The following is a 23,459-nucleotide window of genomic DNA, read 5'->3' on the forward strand; positions in this document are numbered from 1 at the left end:
TCGACGGCTTCCCAGCGGTCGGCGCCTCGGCCCCGGCCGGTATGCCTGACCCGCCCACCTGAATCCCCCATCCACCCACCCTCAGAGGAGCATCAATGGAGATCGCCACCCACCTGACCGGACCCACCTACGCGTCCACGATCAAGCGCACCCTCGAGCGCCACCCCGACCGCATCGCATTCTCCGACGCCCGGGGGCAGCAGACCTATGCCGAGGTGCTCGACCTCATCGGCCGGTACCAGGCGGTGCTGAGCGCGGCGGGCCTCGAGCGCGGGGACGGCGTGGCCGCCCTCGGCGCCAACCGCTACGAGGTCTGGGTGCTCAGCGCGGCCGTGCAGTCGCTCGGCCTCTACATCACCTGGTTGCACCCCATGGGCTCGCTCGCGGACCAGACCTTCCAGATCGGGGACTCGCAGGTCAAGGCGCTCGTCGTCGACGAATCCACGTACGGGGAGCGCGGTCGCGAGCTCCAGCAGGTGGCCGAGGACGCCGGGCTGCAGATGTGGACGATGAGCCCCGCGGATTTCGTCACCGACCTCGAGTCAGCAGCCGCCGCGGTCGGCCCGCAGCCCATGCGCCTCGACGCCGAGCACACCGATCTCAGCATCATCAACTACACCGGCGGCACCACCGGCCGGCCCAAGGGCGCCTACCGGCGGCAGTTCAACCTGGGGCCGTCGACCGCGGACATCCTCGCCGACTTCGAGCTGCCGGAGACCCCGCGCTACCTCCTCATCCCGCCCATGAGCCACGTCGCCGGGACGAACGTGCTGCCGACGCTCATCAAGGGCGGCACCGTCCACCTCATGTCCGGGTTCGACCCGGCTGCCGTGCTCGAGACGATCGAGCGGGAGAGGATCAACTTCACCCTGTTCGTCCCGACGATGGTCTACGCGCTGCTCGACCATCCCGACCTCGACACCCGCGACACCTCGAGCCTCGAGTACATCCTCTACGGCGCCTCGCCGATGTCGGAGAGCCGGCTGCGCGAGGGCATCGAGCGGATCGGGCCGGTGTTCGGGCAGCTCTACGGGCAGACCGAGTGCTACCCGGTGTCGGTGCTGTCGAAGGAGGACCACCAGGATCCGGCGCTCCTCCTGTCGTGCGGCAAGCCGGTGGAGTCCGTCGACGTCCGCATCCTCGACCCGCTGGGCGAGGAGGTGCCGCTCGGGGAGTCCGGCGAGCTGTGCGTGCGCGGCCGCGGTGCGATGAGCGGCTACTGGCGCCGCGACGACCTCACCGCGGAGACGATCGTCGACGGCTGGCTGCGCACCGGGGACATCGCGCGGATGGACGAGCAGGGATACCTGTTCATCGTTGATCGGAAGAAGGACATGATCATCTCCGGTGGGTTCAACGTCTACCCGCGGGAGGTCGAGGACGCGCTCGCCACCCACCCGGCGGTGTCGCAGTCGGCGGTGTTCGGGATCCCCGACGAGAAGTGGGGCGAGCAGGTCACGGCGGCGGTCATCCTCAGGTCCGGCGCGAGCGCGAGCGAGGAGGAGCTCATCACCGTGGTCAAGGATCTCAAGGGTGCGGTGCAGGCGCCCAAGCAGGTGCTCATCGTCGACTCCCTGCCGCAGACCGCGGTCGGCAAGGTCAACAAGCGGGCCCTGCGCGACCAGCTCACCGGCGACTGACCTCCCCTCCGAGAGTGCAATTCTCGAAGGTTTCTGTGAACAGATCCTTCAGAAATTGCACTCTCACCCCGGCTGCGGCAACTGGTGCCGCGGCAGGGGAGTGGTGGGGGTGCGTTCTTCCTGCGAAAGGAGTTCCGATGTCCGGGCAGCTGACCAAGCGGCGGTTCGCCGCCTTCCTCCGCGGGGTCAACGTCGGCGGTGCACACCGCCTTCCCATGGCCGAGGTTCGTGCCGTGCTCGGCGAGCTCGGCGCCTCCGACGTGGCCACGTACATCCAGTCGGGGAACATCGTCTTCACCGCGGAGGCCGGTGCAGGTGAAGGCCCTGCGGGTGGCGATCCTGCGGGTGATGACCCTGCGGGCGACGATCCTGCGGGAGCAGGTCTGACAGCCGGCGGCGGCGAGCACGACGGTGACAGCGGCACCGATGCCACCGCGGCCGAGGCGTGGGCCGTGCGCATCGCCACCGCCCTCGAACAGCGCGTGGGCTTCCCGGTCCCGGTCGCGGTGCGCTCCGCCGAGGTGCTCGCCGCCGCCCGGCAGGCCTGCCCCTATGCGCCGGACGACCCGCGGTTCTGCCACCTGATCCTCCTCGAGTCCGCGCCGTCGGCCGGTGTGATGGACGAGATCCGGGCTCTCACCTCGGGCACGGACACCGAGGTGGCGGTGGAGGGGACGACGGCCTACCTCCTTACCCCGGGCGGGTTGGCGGCGTCGAAGCCGGCGGCGGCGATCAGTCGGCGCCTCGGCGGGACGGCCCGCAATCTGCACACGGTCGACGCGGTCATCGAGCGGTTGTGAGCGGGGCGGAGCGCACGCGAACTGCGGAGTATCCCGTTCGGAGCGCTCAATTGCGCGCTCGGTTCCGGATACCGCGCAGTTCGCGCACTGCTCCGCGGCGAAGTGCATCTGGAGGCGGCGCATCCGCGCTCAGTGCATCTCTTGCAGGACCCGCTGCAGGGCACTGACTGTGCGAAAAACGGCGTTTCCGCTCTCAGGAACCTTCGAAAATTGAGCTCTCAGGGGCGGATGGTGATGGTGATCTTGGCGGCTCCCTCGCCGTGGGCGCGGGTCGCCTCGAGCGCACGAGGCACGTCCTCGAGCCCCATCCGCACCTGCGTCATGTGGTCGACCCTGACTGCGCCGGTGCGGATCGCCTCGAGCGCCTCGTGGAAGCACCACTGACCGGGTTCACCCTGCGCGTTGGAGAACCATTCGACGGTGACCGACTTGCGGAACGCCGCCATCGTCGGGAAGGTCCCCTCCCAGGTCTCGGGGTAGCCGAAGGCCCCCACGACACCGCGGTGACGCGCGAGCTCGACGGCCTGCGCGCGTGTGGCGTCGAGCCCGGCGGCCTCGACGACGAGGTCGACACCCTCCGGATGCGCCCCGGCGACGAGAGCGTCGAGCTCATCGGCGTGGACGGCCCGCGCCCCGAGCTCGCGCCCGAACCCGATCCGCGCGGCATCGACGTCGGAGGCGTACACCTCGACCCCGCGGGCCCGGAGCAGCTGGGTGAAGAACTGGCCGGCGGAGCCGAGGCCGAGCACCGCGGCGGTCCGCGTGCCCTCACGCCAGTACTTGGCGAGCGCGGCGATCGTGCAGCCGAGCTGCTGGGCCATGAGGGCCCGCTCGAGCACGTCGTCCTCTCGCAGCGGGATGACGGAGCCGGCGTCGATCGCCTGGTACTGAGCGAAGCATCCGCCGAGGCGCCCGCTCGGCACCGTGATGACGCGCATGCCTGGGGAGAGCGCGCCCGGGGTGGTCTCGCCGTCCGCGCCTGCGAGGTGGACGTCTGCGCCCACCGCGACGATCGTGCCCGCGCCCTCGTGTCCCGGGTAGCCCGGTGCGTCGAGCATCTCCGGGCGGTGGAAGCCGTCGAGCGCGAGGTGCACGTCGGATCCGCACACCGAGGCGTACGCCATCTCGACGAGCACCTGTCCGGGTCCCGGCACGGGCACCGGGAAGTCGGCGACCCCGTAGCTCAGGCCCCGGCCCTCCAGCCCCGTCCCGGAACGGGCGGGCACGGGCTGCTCGGCCGCGAGGTTCTCATCGAGTGTGAGGCGCGCCGCCCGCATCGTCGCCGGCAGCGGCTGCGCGGCAGTCACTGCTTCGCCTCGATCCACAGCCCCTCCGCGCGCACCCGCACCTCGCCGTGGCAGGTGACCTCGCCCTCGAGGAAGCGCTTGCGGCCCTCCTGCCGGACGACTCGGCCGGTGACCACGAGCGGCTCACCCACCGGGGTCGCCGCGTCGTACTGCACGTTGAGGTAGCGGGTGTAGGCGCGCGGCGCATCCCCGGAGTTCGCCGCATTGCCGAGCACGTGGTCGAGCATGAGCGCGACGACCCCGCCGTGCACCCGACCGGGAGGGCCCTGGTACTGCAGCGGCAGCGTGAGCGAGCAGCGGGACTCCTCGCCGTCCCAGCGGATGTCCATCGGCGGGGCGATCGGATTCCGCGCCGAGGACGCCGGGGTGATGTCGTGCTCGATGTGGCTGCGCTGCGGGTGCGGGTCGTCGAGGGTGACCGCCGCCGGGTCGGCCGCCGCGGCCGCGAGCTTCTCCGCGATGAACGCGGTGTGCTCGGCGAGGCGGGCGTCGTCGGTCTCCGAGACGAGCGTGTGGATGAGCTCGCGGGTGAGTCGGGCGGTGTGTTCGGCGAAGTGCGATGCGGTCATGATCCTCATCCGGGTCGAGGGCGGGGTCTGGGCTGGTCGGGGCCTGGTCGGGTCGGCCAGTGTCGGTCTGTCCGGTCCGACCCGTCCCGGCAGGTCCGGCCGGACCGACCGGGCCGAGGGCGGGTCTTGTGTCCGGCCGGGTTTCCCACTAACGTTTCTGAACAAGCGTTCGGTAAGATTGATTGTAGTCCTCAACCGCCGGTTCACAAGGGTGTGCCGGCGACGCGGCCGGTCGGTCCGTCCGGACGCCCGGCCGACGCGGCAGTTCTCCGATCACGAGGAAGTGATGTGCATGTACCCAGGCAAGTGGGCGGCGACGACCCCCGACAAGCCGGCCGTGATCATGGCCGACACCGGTGAGACCCTCACCTACGCCGAGCTCGAGGACCGCTCCCTGCGGCTCGCCAACCACTTCCGTGCGCTCGGCCTGCAGCCCGGGGACCACGTCGCGATGATCGCGGAGAACCGGATGGAGATCATCGAGGCGTACTGGGCGGCCCTGCGCAGCGGCACGTTCATCACCGTCGTCAACCAGCACCTCACGCCCGCGGAGAGCTCCTACATCATCCACGACTGCGACGCCTCCGTCGTCCTCGTCTCCACCGGGCTGAAGTCCGCGCACGAGCTCAACGAGGAGTGCGCCGACATCCCGCACCGGATCGCCGTGGGCGGCCCGCTGCCGGGTGCGGAGGAGTACGAGGCGGTGCTCGCCGCCGCGAGCCCCGAGCGCCCGGACCACGAGCCGCGCGGCGACGACATGCTCTACTCCTCGGGCACCACCGGCCGGCCCAAGGGCATCCTGCCGACGCTCAAGGACCAGTCCGTCGAGGACGAGAACGTCCCGCTCATCCAGCTCTTCACCGCCCTCTACGAGTTCGGCGAGGACACCGTCTACCTGTCCCCGGCCCCGCTCTACCATGCCGCCCCGATCCGCTTCGTGATGACGACCCACGCCCGCGGCGGCACCGTGATCGTGATGCCGAAGTTCGACGCGGAGACCGCGCTCGGCCTCATCGAGGAGCACGGTGTCACCCACTCGCAGTGGGTGCCGACGATGTTCATCCGGATGCTCAAGCTGCCCGCCGAGGTGCGCGAGAAGTACGACGTGTCCAGCATGAGGGCCGCCATCCACGCCGCCGCGCCCTGCCCGATCGAGGTCAAACGCGCGATGATCGAGTGGTGGGGCCCGGTGATCAACGAGTACTACGCCGCCACCGAGTCCAACGGCATCACCGTGATCAACAGCGAGGAGTCCCTGCGCAAGCCGGGCTCCGTGGGCCGCGACGGACTCATGGGCATCGCCCACATCTGCGGACCCGACGGCGAGGAGCTGCTGCCCGGCGAGGTCGGCACGATCTACTTCGAGGCCGACCCGGACAAGGAGCTCTTCGTCTACTACAAGGACGAGGCGAAGACCGCCGCCACCCGCCACCCGGTCCACGAGCGGTGGACCACGATCGGCGACCTCGGTCACCTCGACGAGGACCGCTTCCTCTTCATGGCCGAGCGCAAGAGCTTCCTCGTCATCACCGGCGGGGTGAACATCTACCCGCAGGAGGTCGAGAGCGAGCTCGCGCTCCACCCCGACGTCAAGGACTTGGCGGTGATCGCCGAACCCGACGAGGAGCTCGGCGAGATCGCCGTGGCCTACATCGAGGCCGAGGACCACGTGCGTCCCGGCGAGGAGCTCGCCGAGCAGATCCGGGCCTGGCTCGCCGACCACGTCGCCCGCTTCAAGATCCCGCGGAAGTTCTACTTCATCGACGAGATGCCGCGCACCCCCACCGGCAAGCTCGTCAAACGCAAGCTCACCGAGCAGGCGCCCGCCTAGCCGGACCCGCGGGCACCTCGGCGCTGAGCAGCCCGGCCCGAGGCACCCACCCCCACCCGACACCCCGCACCGAACCCCCGAAAGAGAAGACAGACACATGAAGGCCATCCACGTCACCCGCCTCGACGGACCCGAGGCCGTCGAATTCGTCGACGCCGAGCGTCCCACCCCCGGCCCCGGCGAGGTCCTCATCGAGGTCGCCGTTGCCGGCGTCACCTTCCCCGAGCTGCTGCAGACCCGCGGCATGTACCAGGTGCGCCACGAGCTGCCGTTCGTGCTCGGCTCCGAGGCCGCGGGCACCGTCGTCGAGGTCGGCGAGGGCTCCCGCTTCTCCGTCGGCGACCGCGTCGCCGCGATCACCGGCAAGGGCACCTTCGCGGAGTACCTCGTCGCCGCCGACCAGCAGACCGTCAAGGTGCCGGACTCGGTGAGCCTCGCCCACGCCGCCGGCATGCCGATGAACCTCCTCACCGCCGACTTCTCGCTGCGCGTGCGCGGCAACGTGCAGCCCGGCCAGACGGTGCTCGTCCACGGCGCCGCCGGCGGACTCGGCTCGGCCGGCGTGCAGCTCGCGCTCGCGATGGGCCTCGAGGTCGTCGCCGTCGTGTCGACCGACGACAAGGCCGCGATGGTCAAGGAGCTCGGCGCGCACCACGTCGTCAAGGCCGAGGGCTTCAAGGACGCCGTCCTCGAGATCTTCCCCGACGGCGTCGACGTCGTCTACGACCCGGTGGGCGGCGACCGCTTCACCGACTCGCTGCGCTGCCTCAAGCGCTTCGGGCACCTCCAGGTGCTCGGCTTCACCGCCGGCGAGATCCCCACCGTCAAGGTCAACCGCCTGCTGCTGAAGAACATCTCCGTCGTCGGCGTGGCCTGGGGCGAGGCGACCCGCGGCAACCCGAACCTCATCGCCGAGCAGTGGGAGGTGATCTCCGAGCACGTCGCCGCCGGCCGCCTCAACCCGCACATCCACGCGACCTACCCGCTCGAGCAGGCCGGTGCGGCGATCTCCGAGCTCGACAACCGGGCCGTGCTCGGCAAGGTCCTCCTCGAGGTCAAGCCCGAGTCCTGAGCCGGACAACCGGTGCCGGCTCTCCTGAGTCGGCACCGGGGCACCGGCCCTCCCGGGCCGGGACACGGCTGTCGCGCGCAGCCCTGCCGCGCCCGCACCCACGACTTCCACAGACGAAAGGTCCGATCATGACCGATCAGCACGATCAGCACGATCAGCACCTCAAGGTCACCGTCGACGACGGTGTCATGACCATCCAGTTCATCCGCCCGCAGGCGCTCAATGCGGTCACCCGCGAGGTGGCCGCGGCGCTCGAGGCCGCGGTCGACCGCGCCGCGAGCGAGGCGCGCGCCGTCGTCATCACCGGTGACGAGCGCTCCTTCTGCTCCGGCGCTGACCTCGGCGGCGACTCCGCAGCCGGGGGTGAGCGCAAGGGCGTCGGCCTCGACGTCATCAACTCGATCATCCGCAAGATCCGCGACCTCAAGGTGCCGACGATCGCCGCGGTGTCCGGCCCGGCCGCCGGCGTGGGCTGCTCCTTCGCTCTCATCTGCGACTACGTCGTGATGAGCGACGACTCCTACCTCATGCTCGCCTTCACCAAGATCGGCCTCATGCCCGACGGCGGTGCGACCGCCCTCGTCGCCGCCTCGGCCGGCCGCCACCGCGCCCTGCGGATGGCGCTCACCGCGGAGAAGGTCAAGGCCGCCACCGCCCTCGACTGGGGGCTGGCCACCGAGGTCGCCCCCGCCGGGACCTACCTCGAGCGGGCGCAGGAGATCGCCGCCCGGTTCGCCACCGGTCCCACGCTGTCGCTCGGTGAGACCGAGTACGCCGTCAACCAGGCGGCGCTGTCCGAGCTCGACGCCGCGCTCGACCGCGAGGCCGAGGGCCAGTCCCGCCTGCAGGGCAGCGCCGACTTCGCCGAGGGCGTGGCCGCCTTCCGCGAGAAGCGCGCCGCGAAGTTCGAGGGGAAGTGATCGCGATGACTGCTGATTTCCTCGACCTCACCGGTCACGTCGCCGTCGTCACCGGCGGCAACAACGGCATCGGCCTCGGCATGGCCCGCGGGCTCGCGCAGGCCGGCGCCTCGGTCGCGATCTGGGGCCGCAACACCGAGCGCAACGCCGCTGCGGAATCCGAGCTCTCCGCACTCGCCCCGGTCAAGGCCTTCGCCTGCGACGTGTCCGACCCCGCGCAGGTCGACGCCGCGATGGCGGGCACGATCGAGGCGTTCGGGCGCGTCGACTCGCTCATCGCGAACGCGGGGATCGGCGGAAAGAAGGGGCCGTTCCACGAGATGACGATCGAGGAGTTCCACGACATCGCGGCGGTCAACGTCGACGGCGTCGTGCTGAGCTTCCAGGCCGCGATCAAGCAGATGATGGCCCAGGGGTCCGGCGGCTCGCTCGTCGCAGTGAGCTCGCTCGCCGGCATCGAGGGCGCGGCGACGAACGTCCACTACGGCGCGACGAAGGGCGCGGTGCTCGCGATCATGCGCGGGCTGGCGACCGAGTACGCGCGCTACGGCATCCGCACGAATGCGATCCTGCCCGGCTGGATCGCGACCGACATGACGAGCGCTGCGGTGGGGAACGACACCTTCACCGAGAAGGTCATCAAGCGCGTGCCGATCCGCCGCTGGGGCACCCCGGAGGACTTCGCGGCTGCCGCGGTGTACCTCGCCGGGCCCGGCAGCGCGTACACCAACGGCCAGCAATTCGTCATCGACGGCGGGTACTCGGTCTTCTGAGCGAGCACCCGCGCCCCAGCGCCTGAGCACCACCCCACCCGAGCGAGAGGACGAGGATGTCCGAGTACACCCACATCACCTACGAGGTGAGCGAGCAGATCGCCACCGTCACCATCGACTCCCCGCAGACCAAGAACGCGTTCACCGCGCTCATGGGCCAGGAGCTCATCGCGGCGTTCCGCACCGCGGATGCCGATGACGGCGTCAAGGTCGTCGTGTTCACCGGCAAGGGGCGGTTCTTCTGCCCCGGCGCGGACCTGTCCGGAGGTGCGAACACCTTCGACTACGACGCGCGCGAATCCGCGGCCGTCGACGTCGCCGGGGACGGCGGGGAGACCATCGAGGGCGTGCGCCGTGACGGCGGCGGCCGGGTGTCGCTCGCGATCGCGGCGATGCGCAAGCCGGTGATCGTCGCGTTCAACGGTGCCGGCGTGGGCGTCGGCTCGACGATGACGCTGCCGTGCGACATCCGGATCGCGAGCGAGGACGCGAAGTTCGGCTTCGTGTTCGCCAAGCGCGGGATCATGCCCGAGGCGGCCTCGACGTGGTTCCTGCCGCGCGTCGTCGGCATCAACCGGGCACTCGAATGGGTGTACACCGGGCGCGTGTTCGGCCCGCAGGAGGCGCTCGAGGCGGGGCTCGTGTCCCGCGTGGTGCCTGCCGGCGAGCTCATGGACACGACCTACGCGGTCGCCCGGGAGCTCGTCGAGGGCTCCTCGGCGCTCACCATGGCCGCCGGTCGCAAGATGCTGTGGGGGATGCTCGGTGCGGATTCGCCGTGGGAGGCGCACCGCCTCGACTCGCGCGGGATCTACGAGCTCGGCCGGATGTCGGACGCGAAGGAGGGCGTGACCTCGTTCCTCGAGAAGCGTCCGCCGGAGTTCCCCGCCCGCATCCCCGCGGACTACCCCGAGTGGCTGCCCGACTTCCCGGGACCGCAGCCGGTGGAGTGACGCTCGCCGAGGTGCTGGTCGCCGAGGTGCGGGCCAGTGCCGAGAAGTGAGCCGGGATCGAGGTGTCGTCACGGTTCGAGTCGGGCCGGGGATCGCAGCAGCGGTCCCCGGCCCGTTCTCGTCCCCACGGCACATGCCCGGGTGCGTGATGTGATCGGGAACGTGACCGGCCCTGCCGGCGGGCATCTCGGCGGCGGTCCGGGTACGTGGCCCGGAACGTGACCAGCCCTGCCGGCGGGCGCCTCGGCGGCGGTCGACGAAGAAATGTTAGCCTTTAGTCCGGAATGTGAGCGTGACGCCGATCGCGCGATACGATTTCACTCGCACCACCAGCACCGCACCACCAGCACCGCACCATCCGGCCACAGCGAAGTGAGAAGGAGCTCCGATGCTCAGAGGAATCCCGTCGACCATGGGCGACAACTACCCATTGAACATCAGCTCCCTGCTCACGCACGCGGCGACCGTGTTCCCGGACACGGAGATCGTCCACCGGAGCATCGACGGCGCCTGGCACCGCACCGACTACGGGCACATGCGCCGCCGCGTCGCGCAGCTCGCCCACGCCTTCGACGAGCTCGGGATCGGCGCCGGCACCATGGCCGGCGTGCTCGACTGGAACCAGCTGCGCCACTTCGAGCTCTACTTCGCCGTCCCCTCGGTGGGCGCGACGATGCTCCAGATGAACCTCCGCCTGGCCCCGGCCGACCTCGTCTACGTCGTCGAGCACTCGCAGGCGGAATGGGTGTTCGTCGACGAATCGCTCCTGCCGATCGCCGAGCAGCTCGCGCAGAAGGAGGAGGTCCGCTCCACCGTCAAGGGCTGGGTGGTGATGACGGGCAAACCGTCGTCGGAGATCTCGACCACCCTGGACAACGTCCACTTCTACGAGGACCTGCTCGCCGGCCGGCCGGAGGAGTACGACTGGCAGTTCATCGAGGAGACGACCGCCAGCTACGCCGGATACACCACCGGCACCACCGGTCGCCCCAAGGGCATCTACTACTCCCACCGCTCGATGTACCTCCACACCTTCGGCATCATGAACGCCCTGAAGATGGGCTACACCGACACCGTCATGCCGGTCACCCCGATGTTCCACGTGGTGTCCTGGGGCATCCCGCAGGCTGCGGTCGCCGCCGGGGCCCGCGTCGTGCTGCCCGGCCGCTTCACCGCCGACAACATCGGCGACGTCGCCGAGGCGCTCATCAGCGAGGGCGTGACCGTCGCCAATGGCGCGCCGTCCCTGTTCGCACCGATCCTCGAGTACATCAAGGCGCTGCCGGAGACCCCCGATCTGTCCCGCGCCCGCCTGGTGTCCGGGGCCACCGAGCCGCCGCTGTCGCTCATGAAGGGCTTCTCCGACCTCACCGGCGCGCAGATCATCCACGCCTACGGGGCGAGCGAGACGAGCCCCGTGGTGTCCGTGAACTGGCAGATCAAGCCCGACCTCGGCGAGCTGTCCGAGGCGGAGCGCTGGGACCTCAAGCGCTCGCAGGGACTGCCGGTCGCCGGCGTCGAGATGAAGATCGCCGACCCCACCGGCGTCGAGCTGCCGCGCGACGGCAAGAGCGTGGGCGAGGTGTTCCTCCGCGGACCGTGGATCACCACGAGCTACCACCAGCTCGCCGACAACGACGAGCGCTTCCACGACGGCTGGTGGCGCTCCGGCGACGTCGGCGTCATCACCCCGGCCGGCTACCTCAAGCTCACCGACCGGCTCAAGGACGTCATCAAGTCCGGCGGCGAGTGGATCTCCTCGATCGACATGGAGAACGGGATCCTCGACCACCCGAACGTGCTCGAGGCCGCGGTCATCGGCGTGCCGGACGAGAAGTACCAGGAGCGCCCGGTCGCCTACGTCGTCCCGCGCGACGGCCGGGACGTCACCCGCGAGGACATCGCCGAGGTGCTCGGCGAGCGCTTCGCCAAGTGGCAGCTGCCCGACCAGGTCATCATCGTCGACGAGCTGCCGCGCACCTCGGTGGGCAAGCTCGACAAGAAGCTCCTGCGCTCGCAGTGGAGCGAATGAACACGATGGTGCGCGGCGCCGGGCCGGAGTGCGGAGGGGCGAAGGTGCGTGACGCTGCGGCGGTGCATCGGAGCACCTCGGCGACCGGAACCTCGGCGTGCGGCATTGCAGCACGCGGCGCCGGGCCGGAGTGATCGACATGACCGGAGGCTCCGTGGATGAGCCCCGCCGCGAGCTCGCGATCATCGACGCCGCGGAGGTCACCACTGCGGTGATCCGCGCCGAGCGGTACCCGATGGCCGAGCTCCGCACGCTCTTCGATGCGGCGTTCTCCGGGCTGTTCGCGGTGCTCGGACTGCGGGGGATCTCTCCGGCCGGGCCGGCCTTCGCGCTCCATCACCGGCAGCCGGATGACACCGTCGACATCGAGGTCGGGGTGCCGATCGATGCCGATCTCGGCGAGCCCGCAGAGCTCGACGGCGGGCTCGTGGTCGAGCAGTCGCGGATTCCTGGCGGGCGCACCGCAGTGCTCTCGCACTTCGGCGGGTACGACGGATTGGGGCAGGCGTGGGAGGCGTTCCTCGGGGAGCTCCAGAGCCGCGGAGCGGAGGTGCGGCTGCCCTTCTGGGAGGTCTACGTCACCGAGCCCGGCCCGGACGTCGATCCGGCCACCCTCCGCACGGACCTCGTCACCCTCGTGGAGTAGACGGTTCTGCGTGGAGTGGGCGGCCCGGTGGGTGTGCTCGTCTGAGGTCGGCGGCTGCCCGCCTGAATTCGACGGTTCGGTGGTTCTGCTCGCCCGAGGTCGACGGTCTGGCGGCCCGGCGAGAGCCTCAACCCGGTCGTGACGGAGAGTGCGACGGAAACTGCGGTGGCGGGCGGAAACTGTGAAGGCTCCGGCCGCCACCGCAGTTTCCGTTGCACAGAGCGGTTCCCCGCTCGGCGCGCGGCCGCGCGGTGTACGGATCTTCGCGCCAGTTCGGGCCGAGGCCTGCCTGTCGGCGCCGAGCGACCCGAACCGACCTCTCGATGCGCCTTACAGGTGAGATGTCAACGAGAACTGCAGCTGCACGCAGATCCTGTACAGGATCCGCGCGCAGTTGCAGATCCTGCGTGTGAGTCAACTCCGGGACGACCGGCGGCATCGGCCGGGGCGTCCGCGCGTCCGCTCCCGGGGGCGGTGCCGGCCGGTAGGGAGGGACGTCCACTGCCCCGCCCTCAGCCAGCCGGGGAGCCCCACGTCAGCTCCCAACCGCCTCGGGCCCGGCTCAGTCGCGGGGGCCGGCCTCCTCGGCGGTGCTGATCTCGTCCTCGGCGAAGTCGCCGTCGTCGGGGTGGGTGAAGAGATAGACGCCCTGCTTGAGGAAGCCGTTGACCTCCCACCCGTCGGCGAGCAGCCCGGCCATCGCATCGCGCTGGGCCATCCGCCACCGGGTGGCGAGCTCGGCGTCGTCACCGCGCAGAGTCTCCATGTCCGCCGGGATCCGCACGGCGGCGACCTCGGTGCTCCGGGGCACCTCGCTCAGCACCGGCTCACCGTGCTCGCCGAGGTCGAGGGCATGGACCGCGCGGTCGAGGGCGTCCTCGCCGAGCAGCGTCCGCTTGGCCGGGAGGTCGAGGCGCCAGGACACGAGAAGCCGGTCGGAGGCCTGCCCTTCGTTGACGCCGTCGCGCATCTGCCCGTAGAAGTCCTCGAAGTACTCGAGGGCGTTGACGCCCAGGCGGTTGAAGTTGAAGTAGGCGTTCCGAGCGATGAGCGGGTCGAAGGTCCAGGTCATCTGGCGGATGCCGCGGTTGAGGCACCACAGTCGCTGGTGGAGCTTCATCGCCGCGCCGGTGCCGCGGCCCACCTGCTCATGGCGGACCCCGGCGATGTGCGAGTGCATCATCTTGCCGAGCGGCTCGCCGAAGAACCCGATCGTGACGCCGATGAGCGAGTCGTCCTCGGAGTCGAATGCGCCGGCCACGTAGTTGCCCGCGTGGGCGAGTGCGACGATCAGCCCGGGCTCGAGCTGCGTGGTGCCGGCGCGGCCGACGTTCCACACCTCGTCGAGCAGGAGCGAGGCCTCGGCCGCTTCCTGCGCGGAGTGGAGCGCGCGCATGGTGATCCGCGCGGATTCCTGGGCTGCGGCAAGTTCGTCCTCGGCGATCGCGAGGATCTTCGAATCAACTGAGCTCATGCGCTCATTCTGCCACTTGAGCCCGTGCGCAGATACCGTTCGCGCCCGCTGTCTCTGCACAGGTGCCCAGCGGTCTCACACCGTGGTCGCGCAGTCCCGCACCGTGGGTCGCGCCGCCTCGGCGCAGCCACCGTCAGCGCGCAACAGGCGTTGGTCGACAGCCGCCATCGACCTCGGCGGTGCCGTCCGCGGGGGAGTAGCCTTCTCGCATGAGCGATTCGGAACTCGATCTCAGCACGGTGAGCGTGCCGCGCACGGACGCGGCACCGGAAGCGGACGAGCAGGCCGGGGCATCGACCGGGACGGATCGAACCTCACGATCCGCCCAGGCCGCCGACCCCGCACGATCCGCCCAGGCCGCCGACCCCGCACGCTCCTCCCAGGCCGCCGACCCCGCAGCGGACTCCCGCGCGGCCGCCGGCCCCGCAGCGGACTCCCGCGCGGCCGCCGGCCCCGAAGCCGACACCCAGGACACCGCTTCCGGCACTGCCGAACCGCAGCGTCTCGCCCCGGTGGCCGTGGTGGGTGCCGGCACCATCGGGCTGTCGTGGGCGCGGCGGTTCGCAGCGCACGGGGCACCGGTGCGGATCTTCGATCCGCGGCCCGATCTCGTCGAGGTCTGCGCCGCGCTCGTGGCCGAGGTGCCCGAGGCCGAGGCGCTGCTCACCGTGGCCCGTTCGCTCGACGAGGCGGTCGACGGGGTGCGCCTCGTCCAGGAGAGCGGCCCGGAGGACCCGAGCGTCAAGGTCCAGATGTTCGCCGACCTCGCCCAGTACGCGCCGGTCGACGCGCTCCTGGTCTCGTCTTCCTCGGCGATCACCGCGAGCACCATCGCCGCCCGGATGACCGACGAGGACGCCGCTCGCGTGCTCATCGGCCACCCCTTCAACCCGCCGCACGTCATGCCGCTCGTCGAGGTCGTGCCGGGGGAGCGGACGGCGCCGGAGTCGGTCGAGCGCGCGGTCGGGATCTACCGCCGCTGCGGACAGGAGCCGGTGGTGCTCCGGGCCGAGGCCGCGGGCTTCGTCGGCAACCGGCTGCAGAACGCGGTCCTGCGGGAGGCGGTCGCCCTCGTCCAGCGCGGCGTCGTGTCACCGGCGGATGTCGACGCGGTGGTGCGGAACTCGCTCGGACTGCGCTGGGCCGCAGTGGGGCCGTTCGAGGGCATGCACATGGGAGGCGGCGCGCGAGGGTTCCGCGGATTCATGGAGCACATCGGCCCCTCGTTCGCGGCGATCGATCCCGCCGATCCGGACATGTCGGACGAGGGGATGGAACCGGTCATCGCGCAGGTCGAGGAGGCCTACGGCGAGCAGGCCGCGCCCGAGGCGATCCGCCGCCGGGACGCGGTCCAGGACGGGGTCCTCCGTCTGCGGGGCGAACTCGGCTGAGTCGTCGGCGGTCGCCGTGGGACGCTCCGCGCACCGCCTCAGCCCACGCGCACGCTCAGACCGCGCACGCTCAGACGGCGGCGCGGAAGAAGTAGCTCGTGCGCTGGGTGATGAGCCCGGCGTCGTCGAAGACGAAGAAGTCGGCGAAGCCCTCGTGCGCCTCGGCGCCGGACTTGAGCACCCCGTCGAACCGCCCGCGCACGGCAGCCCGGTTCCCGTCGGTGATGATCTCGTCGAGGGTGTGAGCGCCGGACTCGATGACCCGGGCGCCGTGGTAGAACTCGCTGATCTGCTCGCCGACGAGCGTGTCGTAGCCCGGCCGGTCGTATGTGCCCTCGGGGGCGAACAGCGCCGCGGTGGCGGCCGGATCCCCGGCGTCGACGGTTGTGTAGTAGGTGCGGGCGAGCGCCTCGGCGGCGGCCATGGGAACTCCTTCCTCCGGGGGTGCGTCGACGGCGGCGGATGCCGGTCCCTCGCAGTCTACTCACGGTCCCCTCGCCGCCGGATCACAGTCTTTCGCCAGGCTCGGGTGTGACCTGTCTCACCTGGCGGTCCCGAGGGCCGTTCTGGTTGCCAGGCCCGGAATCGCGGGCATACGGTGGGACCAGTACCTTCAACGAAGAGGAGCGATCACATGTCGCAGTACCAGGTCGTCAACCCTGCCACCGGCGAAGTGGTGGAGGAGTTCCCCACCGCCACCGATGAGCAGATCACCGACGCGCTCGAGCGCTCGCACCAGGCCTACGCCTCTTGGCGCGAGACCCCGATCGAGGAGCGCACGAAGGTGCTGTCCCGGGTCGCCGAGATCTACAACGAGCGCTCCGAGGAGCTCGCGAAGATCATCCAGCTCGAGATGGGCAAGGCGGTTCCGGAGGGCCAGGGCGAGATCGCGCTCGTCGGCCTCATCTACAACTACTTCGCCGACAACGCGAAGGCCTTCATCGAGGAGGAGAAGCTCAAGGGCCCGAAGAACGCCGAGGCCTACATCCTCCGTCGTCCGGTGGGTTCGCTGCTCGGCATCATGCCGTGGAACTTCCCGTACTACCAGGTCGCCCGCTTCGCGGCGCCGAACCTGGCGCTGGGCAACACGATCATCCTCAAGCACGCCCCGCAGTGCCCCAAGTCGGCGGCCGTGATGGAGCAGATCTTCCAGGACGCCGGCCTCCCGGCGGACGCCTACATCAACGTCTACGCGACCAATGAGCAGGTCTCCGACGTCATCCTGCCGGACCCGCGCAACCAGGGCGTGTCGCTGACCGGCTCCGAGCGCGCCGGCTCGGCCGTCGCCGCGGCCGCGGGCAAGAACCTCAAGAAGGTCGTGCTCGAGCTCGGCGGATCCGATCCGTACATCCTGCTCGACTCGCCGGACCTCGACGCGACGGTCAAGACGTTCTTCGGCACCCGGATGGGCAACACCGGGCAGGCCTGCAACTCGCCCAAGCGCATGATCGTCATGGAGGACATGTACGACGAGTTCCTCGCCAAGCTCACCGCTGCGGCGAAGGAGGCCACGCCGGAGGATCCGGCGGCCGAAGGCTCGAAGCTCTCCCCGCTGTCCAGCCTGGCGGCCAAGGAGCGGTTCATGGAGCAGGTCAACGCGACCGTTGCCGACGGCGCGACGATCCACGCCGGCGAGGGCGACTACGACACCCCGGGCGCCTTCGTGAAGCCCGTCGTGCTCACCGACGTCAAGCCGGGCAAGCGCGGCTACCACGAGGAGCTGTTCGGTCCGGCGTTCATGGTGTTCAAGGTCTCCACCGAGGAGGAGGCCGTCGAGCTCGCGAACGACACCCCGTTCGGTCTCGGCTCGGCCGTGTTCTCCTCCGACGCGGACAAGGCGGCGAAGGTGGGCTCGCAGATCGACGCGGGCATGGTGTTCATCAACAGCCCCGAGCAGTCGCGCGAGTTCCTGCCGTTCGGCGGCGTCAAGCGCTCCGGCGTGGGACGTGAGCTCGGCCCGCTCGCGATGGACGAGTTCTGCAACAAGCAGCTGTTCTACAAGCAGAAGTGACGCACGCGGGGTCTCCCCGCACCCGAGGCGCCCGTCGGCATCCGCTGGCGGGCGCCTTCGCGTGCGCGCCCGTAGACTCGTCCGCATGAGTGCGGAGCAGGACCTCGGGGCCGGGGAGCAGGACCTCGGGGCCGGTGCGGCGGACGACCCGACGGGTACTGACGGGCTGGCCGCCGGGGCGACGGCAGGTGGGGAAGAGGGTGCTTCGGCGCGTTCGACGGCAGTCGCTCCGGCAGCCGGAGCGCCGGCAGGTGGGATGGCCGGAGTGCCGGAGAGCGGCGGCGGACCGGTCGTCGGCGAGGACGGCCGGGCGCGCACCCCGTGGGCCTACGGGCACCCGCTCCTCCTCGACTACTACGACACCGAATGGGGACTGCCGGTCACCACGGAATCGGGGATGTTCGAGCGCCTCAGCCTTGAGGGCTTCCAAGCGGGTCTGTCGTGGCTCACCATCCTCCGGAAGCGGCCGCGGTTCCGGGAGGTCTTCGCGGACTTCGATGTCGATGCGGTCGCGGCCTTCGACGGGTCCGACGTCGACCGGCTGCTCGCCGACCCCGGCATCATCCGTCACCGCGGGAAGATCGAGGCGTGCATCCGCAACGCCCGCGCCGCGGTCGACCTGCGGGAGGACGGCGGGCTCGTCGCGTTCATCGAGGGCTTCGCCCCGGAGACCACCCCCGAGCCCCGGACTCTCGCCGAGGTGCCGACCTCGAGCCCCGAATCGGTCGCGCTGTCGAAGGCGCTCAAGAAGCGCGGTTTCGGATTCGTCGGCCCGACGACGATGTACGCGCTCTTCGAAGCGGTGGGGATCGTCGACACCCACGTGCTCGGCTCGCACATGCGCGGAGCTTCGGGCCGGTGGCCGAGGTGACGGGTTTAACCGGAGGGCGACCGAGGGCGGCCCCGGCGTCGTCCGGCTCGGGGTGCGAGCCGGGGCCGCCGGGGATCATCCGGGGCGGTGCGCGAGGTGAATGGCGAAGTGAATGACGTGAATATCGTCGTGTTCGCGCTCGTCGTCGTGCATCCGGACGGAAAGCACCTCCTGATGGTGCGGAAGGCGGGAACGACGTCGTTCATGCTGCCCGGCGGCAAGCCGGAACCGGGAGAGTCCGGGACCGACACGATCATCCGCGAGATCGCCGAGGAGCTCGGACTCGTCATCGAGCACGCGGACCTCGAGGAGCTCGGCACCTGGACCGCGCGGGCGGCGAACGAATCGGGCTTCACCGTGACCGGAACGGTGTTCCTCCATGCGGGGGTTCCGCGCGGGCTCGACGTCGGATCGCCGCAGGTGGCCGAGGAGATCGACGCGGCCGGCTGGTTCCCGTGGGACGACCTGCCGGCGGACACGGATGAGCGGCAGTTCGCCCCGCTCACCCGGGATCGCGTCATCCCGCATCTGCGTACGAGGCTGGGCGAGCAGCGGGGCGGTACCGGTGACTGGTCCGCCTGCCGGTGATCGACCGGGCGCGCCAGAACCCTGCCGAGGGAGCAGGAGCTCGTGGAACGGGCAGCCTACTTCGCGTCGGACCAGGCGTAGAGCGCGCGGTAGATCTCCTGCGGAGAGCACCCGGTGCTGTCGGCCAGTTCGGTGATGACGGCGAGGTAGTCGCGGTACTCGATCCTGGCGGGGTTCTCCGAGCTCAGGTGGCCGGTGGCGTGCAGTGCGCTCACCGCGCGGGCGTCGAGGATCGCGAAGCGATCGGGGTACACCGCGGAGAGCAGCGAGCTCGCGAGCGGCACCCCCACTCCGTCGAGGGTGCGGAGGATATCCACGCGGAACCGGTCCGGGGTGTCCGAATCGATCGCGATCTCGGTGATGAACGCGACCTCGTCCTTGGGGTGGAGCTCGAGGCGGTTGAGGACCGCGAGGCCCTTCCACTCGCCGACCCGGAGGAAGCTCTTGCGCTTCATCTTCCCCTTCTTGCGGGCCTTGGGGCCGTCCTTGGTCAGGACGCGCTTCTCGAGGTCGGTGACCTCGTAGCGCGGTGCATAGGTCTCGACGAAGGTCCGGTCGATGACCGGGGAAGTCGGGGATGCCGGGGCCGCCGCGGTCGATGACTGCGGCGAGGCCGCCGATGAGGACGGCGACGTTCCTTCCGTCTTCACCGACTGCGCTGAGGTGGTCGACGGCGCAGCTGTCGACTCCGGTGCGGAGGTCTTCGCGGGGGACGACTGCGGGGTGTCGGTCTTCTCCGCGGCGGGTGCCTTCTCCGCCGTCTTCTCAGCGCTCTTCTCTGCCGCCGGCGCGGATGTCTGAGACGGAGTCGTCGTGGCGTCGGCCGCCTTCGACGGCGCTGACTTCGCGTCGCTCGCCTTCGCTGGTGTCGTCGTCCCCGACTTCTGCGCGGCCGCTGTCTTCGCTCCGCCCGACTCCTGTGCAGCAGCAGTCTTCGCTCCGCCCGACGCCTGTGCAGCGGTCGTCTTCGCTGATGTCGTCTTTGCAGAGGACGTGGACTTCTTCGCGGACGATTGACCCGTGGCCGTCGCAGCCGACTTCTTTGCGTCGGTCTTCTTCGCGACCTGTGCCTTCGCAGCGTCCTTCTTCGCAGCCGTGGCCTTTGCGCTCGTCTTCTTCGCGTCAGCGGTCTTCGGGCTCGACTTCTTCGAGCCAGCCTTCTGCGTGGGCTTCTTCGCCGACGTCTTAGAGGACGCCGTCTTCGTCTTCGACGACGAGCCCGCCTTCGCCGATGAGTCGGCCTTTGTCGACGTGGGCGCCTTCGCGGTGGACTCCTTGGTGCCGGACTTCTTCGCGGATGTCTTCGTGGTGGAGGACTTCGAAGACGCCGTCTTCGTCTTCGCCGACGACTTCGCTGTGGACTTCTTCGCCTCAGCCTTCTTTGCCGGGGTGCTCTTCTTCGCAGGTGACGTCTTCGCGGACTTCTTCCCAGCGTTCTTCTTCGCTGTGGTCGCAGCGGCCGAACCCTTCGCTGGTACGCCTCCGGATCCGGCTTTCGCTGACGACGAGCTCTTCGCCTTCGACGACTTCGTGGGAGCATTCGTGGTCGACGTCTTCGATGACGCGGATTCTTCAGCCATAAATCAAGTCTACTCGCGCGTCACCTCGGGTGAAGGGGCTCGTGGCGGTGCGAGTCAGATGATCCCGAATGCTGATGCCACGGCGGAAGCCGTGAGGACGAGGCCGCCGAGGAGGCTCACGATGAGGAAGGTCCTGACCCCGCGTCGTCCGGGTGCATCCTGGCGAGTGCGCTGGGGTGCGACGCTCGCCGGGGTGGGCACGGCCGAGGACCGGGGGATGACGGGGATCCCGTAGAGATCGCGGGGGATGTCGCCGGGGGATGCGGAGTGCTGGAAGCGCTGCACGGGAACTCCTTCAGGGTGCGTTCGTATGCTGCACACCAGTCAAGTCCTCAACCGTGCATCCCGCGTGGCGGAGTTGTACCGGTTCCGACACATCGCCCTGGCGTCGAGCGGTCAGTTCTGGTTCGCATGCCCGGTCGGGGGTCCGGTCGAGTGGTCACTTCTGGTCGAGAAGGACGTCGAGTGGTCAGCTTCGGTCGAAATCCGAGCAGAAATCGACCGAAACTGACCACTCGCGACGTCAACTGACCACTCGATCCGTTTGGCGTCTCGACCCCGCCCGGCTGTACGGCCGTGGCTGACCATCCGACCCGTTTGGCCTCTCGAGCTGCACGGCTTCGGCCGACCCCTCGATCCTGGCTGGCCTCTCGAACCTGGCTGACTACTCGAAGCTTGGCTGACGATTCGGGCCTGACTGACAGCCCGAGCCCGGCTGATCACTTGAACCTGGCTTGCCTTTCGAGCCCAGCAGACAACCCTGGCCCGGCTGACGACTCGAGCGTGGCTCGCTTTTCGAGCCCGACTGACGACTCGACCGTGGGTGACCGCTCGAACCTGCCCGGCTGCACGGCTTCAGCTGACGACTCGAGCTCGGCTGACTGCTCGAGCGTGGCGGACCGCTCGACCCGGCTGACGACTCGAACCCGCCCGACCACCCGAACCCGCTGACCACCCGAACCCGCTGACCACTCGAGCCCGAGGACAGCCCGATCGCCCAGAACCCGCATCCCGGGAAGAGAGCGAGAAGGCGCCGCCTCTCAGCTCGGGCGGGTGTCGGGGGAGACCGTCTTCTTCGGATCGGTGACCGCGAGGTGTCCGACGACCTCGTCGATGCGGGAGAGCACCTCGGGCTCGAGCTTCACCCCGGCGGCACCGACGTTGTCGATAACCTGCTCGGGCTTCGATGCGCCCACGAGAGCGCTGGCGACGTTGTCGTTCGCCAGCACCCAGGCGACGGCGAGCTGGGCCATGGACAGGCCGAGGTCGGCAGCGATCGGCTTGAGCTCCTCGACGCCCTGGAGCACCTCGTCGGTGAGATAGCGCTTGATGCTCTGGGCGCCTCCGCCCTTCTCATCGGTCGCCCGCGATCCCGCTGGCAGCTCGGCGCCGACGGCGTACTTGCCGGTGAGGACGCCCTGGGCGATGGGCGACCAGACGATCTGGGAGATCCCGAGCTCCCGGCTCGCCGGGATGACCTCGGACTCGATGACTCGCCACAGCATGTTGTACTGCGGCTGCGAGGAGATCAGCTGCACCCCCAGGTCCTTGGCGAGCGCATGGCCGGCGCGGATCTGGTCCGCGGTCCACTCGCTCACGCCGATGTAGAGCGCCTTGCCCTGCCGGACCACGTCGGCGAAGGCCTGCATGGTCTCCTCGAGCGGGGTCTCGTAGTCGAAGCGGTGCGCCTGGTAGAGGTCGACGTAGTCGGTGCCCAGCCGCCTGAGCGAACCGTTGATCGACTCGAGGATGTGCTTGCGCGACAGGCCGGAGTCGTTGTGGCCGCGGGGCCCGGTGGGCCAGTAGACCTTGGTGAAGATCTCCAGGGACTCGCGCCGCTGCCCGGCGAGCGCGTCGCCGAGCACCTTCTCGGCGCGGGTGTTCGCATAGACGTCGGCGGTGTCGAAGGTGGTGATGCCGGCGTCGAGCGCGGCGTGCACGCACTGCGTGGCGATGTCGTTCTCCACCTGGGAGCCGTGGGTGAGCCAGTTGCCGTAGGTGATCTCCGAGATCTTGAGGCCGCTGTGTCCGAGGTACCGGAATTCCATGGTGCTCCTCCTGCTGGGTCGAGCGTGTGGGCGGGTGGTCGGACGGATCGCCGCCCGCTGCGCGTCGGGTTCGCACCGCACAGCCACCGGATTCGAGTCTATCGAGGTCGCCGCCCCGGCGGAAAGAGCGCACTCCCGGCAGGTATGCCCGGCCTCCCCAGGTGGAGGAGCGCACCGGCGCCGTCCTGTACTGGCACCATGATCCGGAGGTCGCTGCCCCGGCGGGAGGAGCGCACCCGTGCGCCCGCCGTTCACACTGGGTCCCCGTTCGTGCACCGCGCGCTCGTATACTTCCTCACTGTGAACACCCCGCATGCCCTGACTCCGCAGACCACGCTCGAGGCGACGAGCGTCCGCCGGCCCGAGGTGCAGGCCCAGTACCAGCACGACGTCCTCGAGGAGAAGCAGGTGTTCCCCGAGCGCCGACCGTGCGCCATGGGGAAGATGATTCGCAAGGCGCGCGAGGCCGGCCTCACCGATCCGAGCGAGCCGATCCTCGGGGACAACATCTACCCCTACGTGCACTTCGCCGACCAGCAGGTGCTGCGCCACCGGCTGCTCACCCCGAGCTACCACGTCCCCGACATCGACGACCTGCGGGACATCGATCCGCTCGCGTGGGAGAAGTTCTACCTCAAGCAGGGAGAGCTGCGGCGCGACGGCCACGCCATCTTCATCCACGGGCTCGGCTCCTCGGCGATGTCGGTCGCGGCCCACGTCCACGCCCACGTGTTCACGCTCGGCGAGAAGATCTCCCACTTCGACTACGACCAGGACGCGCACCGGGTGCGGATCCGGGCCGGCGAGTGCTGGCTCGTCGACACCGAGGACGGTGCGCCGGTCACCGCACCCGAGGCCTGGGAACCCGAGGCGAGCGTCTGCGACCACGTCTACCAGGACCGGTTCGGCTGGGCCTGATCCTGCCGCCGAGGCGCGTTGCCGGTCGACCCGAG

General features: G+C 69.9%; 23 protein-coding genes. 17 read left to right on the plus strand and 6 right to left on the minus strand.

The genetic code is table 11. The features are described 5' to 3' along the window. Positions 1–95: 95 nt before the first annotated feature. Positions 96–1,640 carry an AMP-binding protein gene (locus tag FDF13_RS06515; protein ID WP_137318959.1) on the plus strand — a complete coding sequence of 515 codons (1,545 nt, stop codon included), beginning with the start codon at positions 96–98 and terminating at the stop codon, positions 1,638–1,640. A gap of 137 nt (positions 1,641–1,777) precedes the next feature. Next, the gene (locus FDF13_RS14725; protein ID WP_175406886.1) at positions 1,778–2,440 is read left to right on the plus strand and encodes a DUF1697 domain-containing protein; all 663 of its coding nucleotides are present in this window, start codon (positions 1,778–1,780) and stop codon (positions 2,438–2,440) included. A gap of 218 nt (positions 2,441–2,658) precedes the next feature. On the opposite strand, the gene FDF13_RS06525 is transcribed toward FDF13_RS14725, so the two are convergent. After that, entirely contained in the window at positions 2,659–3,747 is a 1,089-nt protein-coding gene (locus tag FDF13_RS06525; RefSeq protein ID WP_137318960.1) for a zinc-binding dehydrogenase, read from the minus strand. Next, entirely contained in the window at positions 3,744–4,316 is a 573-nt protein-coding gene (locus FDF13_RS06530) for a PaaI family thioesterase (protein ID WP_175406887.1), read from the minus strand. The genes FDF13_RS06525 and FDF13_RS06530 overlap by 4 nt, the downstream gene beginning before the upstream one ends. 286 nt (positions 4,317–4,602) lie before the next feature. Here FDF13_RS06530 and FDF13_RS06535 point away from each other — a divergent pair, with 286 nt between their 5' ends. The 7 genes from FDF13_RS06535 (at position 4,603) to FDF13_RS06565 (ending at position 12,543) form a co-directional block, all read left to right on the plus strand. Next, positions 4,603–6,147, plus strand: a complete 1,545-nt coding sequence (locus FDF13_RS06535) for an acyl-CoA synthetase (protein WP_254668938.1) — start codon at positions 4,603–4,605, stop codon at positions 6,145–6,147. Positions 6,148–6,244: 97 nt separating this feature from the next. Next, complete coding sequence (locus FDF13_RS06540) at positions 6,245–7,219, plus strand: NADPH:quinone oxidoreductase family protein (RefSeq protein WP_137318962.1); 975 nt, start codon at positions 6,245–6,247, stop codon at positions 7,217–7,219. 128 nt (positions 7,220–7,347) lie between these two features. Then, on the plus strand, positions 7,348–8,139 hold the full coding sequence (locus FDF13_RS06545; protein ID WP_137318963.1) for an enoyl-CoA hydratase-related protein: 792 nt from the start codon (positions 7,348–7,350) through the stop codon (positions 8,137–8,139). Between the two features lie 5 nt (positions 8,140–8,144). Further along, positions 8,145–8,912: an SDR family NAD(P)-dependent oxidoreductase gene (locus tag FDF13_RS06550; protein ID WP_137318964.1), complete on the plus strand. Its 768-nt coding sequence runs from the start codon at positions 8,145–8,147 to the stop codon at positions 8,910–8,912. Positions 8,913–8,968: 56 nt separating this feature from the next. Next, a complete protein-coding gene (locus FDF13_RS06555) occupies positions 8,969–9,865 on the plus strand; it encodes a crotonase/enoyl-CoA hydratase family protein (RefSeq protein WP_137318965.1) in 897 nt (298 codons plus the stop codon). 388 nt (positions 9,866–10,253) lie between these two features. After that, entirely contained in the window at positions 10,254–11,897 is a 1,644-nt protein-coding gene (locus FDF13_RS06560; RefSeq protein WP_137318966.1) for a long-chain-fatty-acid--CoA ligase, read from the plus strand. 154 nt (positions 11,898–12,051) lie between these two features. Further along, positions 12,052–12,543 (plus strand): GyrI-like domain-containing protein, encoded by a 492-nt coding sequence (locus tag FDF13_RS06565; RefSeq protein ID WP_254668939.1) that lies wholly within the window; start codon positions 12,052–12,054, stop codon positions 12,541–12,543. Between the two features lie 562 nt (positions 12,544–13,105). On the opposite strand, the gene FDF13_RS06570 is transcribed toward FDF13_RS06565, so the two are convergent. Next, entirely contained in the window at positions 13,106–14,017 is a 912-nt protein-coding gene (locus tag FDF13_RS06570; RefSeq protein WP_254668940.1) for a hypothetical protein, read from the minus strand. Positions 14,018–14,226: 209 nt separating this feature from the next. On the opposite strand from FDF13_RS06570, the gene FDF13_RS06575 reads away from it, so the two are divergent. Beyond that, complete coding sequence (locus tag FDF13_RS06575; protein WP_137318968.1) at positions 14,227–15,408, plus strand: 3-hydroxyacyl-CoA dehydrogenase NAD-binding domain-containing protein; 1,182 nt, start codon at positions 14,227–14,229, stop codon at positions 15,406–15,408. Between the two features lie 70 nt (positions 15,409–15,478). On the opposite strand, the gene FDF13_RS06580 is transcribed toward FDF13_RS06575, so the two are convergent. Next, a complete protein-coding gene (locus FDF13_RS06580) occupies positions 15,479–15,832 on the minus strand; it encodes a nuclear transport factor 2 family protein (protein ID WP_101653363.1) in 354 nt (117 codons plus the stop codon). A 210-nt stretch (positions 15,833–16,042) separates the two neighbouring features. On the opposite strand from FDF13_RS06580, the gene FDF13_RS06585 reads away from it, so the two are divergent. From FDF13_RS06585 to FDF13_RS06595, 3 genes are all read left to right on the plus strand, one after another. Beyond that, positions 16,043–17,419: an NAD-dependent succinate-semialdehyde dehydrogenase gene (locus FDF13_RS06585; RefSeq protein WP_137318969.1), complete on the plus strand. Its 1,377-nt coding sequence runs from the start codon at positions 16,043–16,045 to the stop codon at positions 17,417–17,419. Between the two features lie 256 nt (positions 17,420–17,675). Further along, entirely contained in the window at positions 17,676–18,290 is a 615-nt protein-coding gene (locus tag FDF13_RS06590) for a DNA-3-methyladenine glycosylase I (protein ID WP_137320404.1), read from the plus strand. A gap of 108 nt (positions 18,291–18,398) precedes the next feature. Further along, positions 18,399–18,878 carry an NUDIX domain-containing protein gene (locus tag FDF13_RS06595; protein WP_137318970.1) on the plus strand — a complete coding sequence of 160 codons (480 nt, stop codon included), beginning with the start codon at positions 18,399–18,401 and terminating at the stop codon, positions 18,876–18,878. 56 nt (positions 18,879–18,934) lie between these two features. Here the strand turns inward: FDF13_RS06595 and FDF13_RS06600 are convergent, their stop codons facing one another. Next, a complete protein-coding gene (locus tag FDF13_RS06600) occupies positions 18,935–19,528 on the minus strand; it encodes a hypothetical protein (RefSeq protein WP_137318971.1) in 594 nt (197 codons plus the stop codon). Positions 19,529–19,541: 13 nt separating this feature from the next. On the opposite strand from FDF13_RS06600, the gene FDF13_RS14730 reads away from it, so the two are divergent. Genes FDF13_RS14730 through FDF13_RS06610 form a run of 3 tightly spaced genes read left to right on the plus strand, consistent with a single transcriptional unit; the run spans position 19,542 to position 20,693 of the window. Beyond that, on the plus strand, positions 19,542–19,679 hold the full coding sequence (locus FDF13_RS14730; RefSeq protein ID WP_175406888.1) for a hypothetical protein: 138 nt from the start codon (positions 19,542–19,544) through the stop codon (positions 19,677–19,679). Positions 19,680–19,691: 12 nt separating this feature from the next. Continuing rightward, positions 19,692–19,895 carry a hypothetical protein gene (locus FDF13_RS06605; RefSeq protein ID WP_137318972.1) on the plus strand — a complete coding sequence of 68 codons (204 nt, stop codon included), beginning with the start codon at positions 19,692–19,694 and terminating at the stop codon, positions 19,893–19,895. 3 nt (positions 19,896–19,898) lie between these two features. Beyond that, positions 19,899–20,693, plus strand: coding sequence for a hypothetical protein (locus FDF13_RS06610; RefSeq protein ID WP_137318973.1), 795 nt, complete (start codon positions 19,899–19,901; stop codon positions 20,691–20,693). Between the two features lie 805 nt (positions 20,694–21,498). On the opposite strand, the gene FDF13_RS06615 is transcribed toward FDF13_RS06610, so the two are convergent. Beyond that, entirely contained in the window at positions 21,499–22,506 is a 1,008-nt protein-coding gene (locus FDF13_RS06615) for an aldo/keto reductase family protein (RefSeq protein ID WP_137318974.1), read from the minus strand. Between the two features lie 300 nt (positions 22,507–22,806). Here FDF13_RS06615 and FDF13_RS06620 point away from each other — a divergent pair, with 300 nt between their 5' ends. Further along, a complete protein-coding gene (locus FDF13_RS06620; protein WP_137318975.1) occupies positions 22,807–23,424 on the plus strand; it encodes a hypothetical protein in 618 nt (205 codons plus the stop codon). The last annotated feature ends 35 nt before the right edge of the window (positions 23,425–23,459 follow it).

The organism is Brevibacterium sp. CS2, from assembly GCF_005280295.1.
Lineage (GTDB): Bacteria > Actinomycetota > Actinomycetes > Actinomycetales > Brevibacteriaceae > Brevibacterium > Brevibacterium pityocampae.